This window comes from Candidatus Methylobacter oryzae (assembly GCF_003994235.2).
GTDB classification, from domain to species: Bacteria; Pseudomonadota; Gammaproteobacteria; order Methylococcales; family Methylomonadaceae; genus Methylobacter_A; species Methylobacter_A oryzae.
This window is the reverse complement of sequence record NZ_RYFG02000001.1, coordinates 209-1,434: the sequence shown is the minus strand read 5'-3', so window position 1 is coordinate 1,434 and position 1,226 is coordinate 209. Positions and strand designations below refer to the sequence as shown.

Here is a 1,226-nt window from a genome sequence, read left to right as displayed (position 1 = left end):
AGCAGCAGCCCTGTCCACCGCAGCTATTGCGGCTTTGGGTACCTCGCAAGCCATTGTCCTGGAGACCTCCGACGTGGCGGCGCTGAGGAGCGGCCAGATTGTGGCGTTGGGAACTTCCAATGTTGCGGCTCTAGGCACTTCANACCTCGCAAGCCATTGTCCTGGAGACCTCCGACGTGGCGGCGCTGAGGAGCAGCCAGATCGTGGCGTTGGGAACTTCCAATGTAGCGGCTCTAGGCACTTCGCAGGTGGCGGCGATCAGTACCTCAGCTATCGCGGTCTTGGGCNGGCATTGACCACTTCGCAGGTTGTGGCGTTGGCCACGAAACAAGCAGCAGCCCTGTCCACCGCAGCTATTGCGGCTTTGGGTACCTCGCAAACCATTGCNACCACTTCGCAGGTTGTGGCGTTGACCACGGCGCAAGCAGCAGCCCTGTCCACTTCAGATATAGCGGTTTTAGGCACCTCGCAAGCCATTGCCCTGGAGACCTCCGACGTGGCGGCGTTGAAGAGCGGCCAGATTGTGGCGTTGGGGACTTCCAATGTCGCGGCTCTAGGCACTTCACAGGTGGCGGCGATCAGTACGGGAACCATCGCGGTCTTGGGCACGTCGCAGGTGGCGGCATTGACCACTTCGCAGGTTGTGGCGTTGGCCACGAAGCAAGCAGCAGCCTTGTCTACCGCAGCTATCGCGGTTTTGGGTACCTCGCAAGCCATTGTCCTGGAGACCTCCGACGTGGCGGCGTTGAGGAGCGTCCAGATTGTGGCGTTGGGGACTTCCAATGTCGCGGCTCTAGGTACTTCGCAAGTGGCGGCGATTAGTACGGGAGCCATTGCGGTCTTGGGGACGTCACAGGTGGCGGCATTGAGCACTTCACAGGTTGTGGCGTTGGCTAGCGCGCAAGCTGCAGCCCTGTCCACTTCAGCTATCGCGGCTTTGGGCACCTCGCAAGCCATTGTCCTGGAGACCTCCGATGTAGCTGCACTGAGGAGCGGCCAGATTGTGGCGTTGGGGACTTCCAATGTCGCGGCTCTGGGCACTTCGCAGGTGGCGGCGATTAGTACGGGAGCCATCGCGGTCTTGGGCACGTCGCAGGTAGCGGCATTGACCACTTCACAGGTTGTGGCGTTGGCCACGAAACAAGCAGCAGCCCTGTCCACTTCAGCTATCGCGGCTTTGGGAACTTCGCAAACCATTGCGCTGGAGACCTCCGACGTGGCGGCGC

2 protein-coding genes and 1 pseudogene are annotated in these 1,226 nt (G+C 61.2%); all 3 read left to right on the top strand.

Annotated elements, in window-relative coordinates:
* Positions 1 to 34: 34 nt before the first annotated feature.
* Positions 35 to 139, top strand: a pseudogene (locus EKO24_RS23520) (hypothetical protein); the annotation flags it as partial.
* Between the two features lie 16 nt (positions 140 to 155).
* A complete protein-coding gene (locus EKO24_RS23515) occupies positions 156 to 296 on the top strand; it encodes a hypothetical protein (protein ID WP_421743885.1) in 141 nt (46 codons plus the stop codon).
* A 14-nt stretch (positions 297 to 310) separates the two neighbouring features.
* The coding region (locus tag EKO24_RS22960; RefSeq protein WP_479680431.1) for a hypothetical protein at positions 311 to 1,226 on the top strand (916 nt) is incomplete at its 3' end.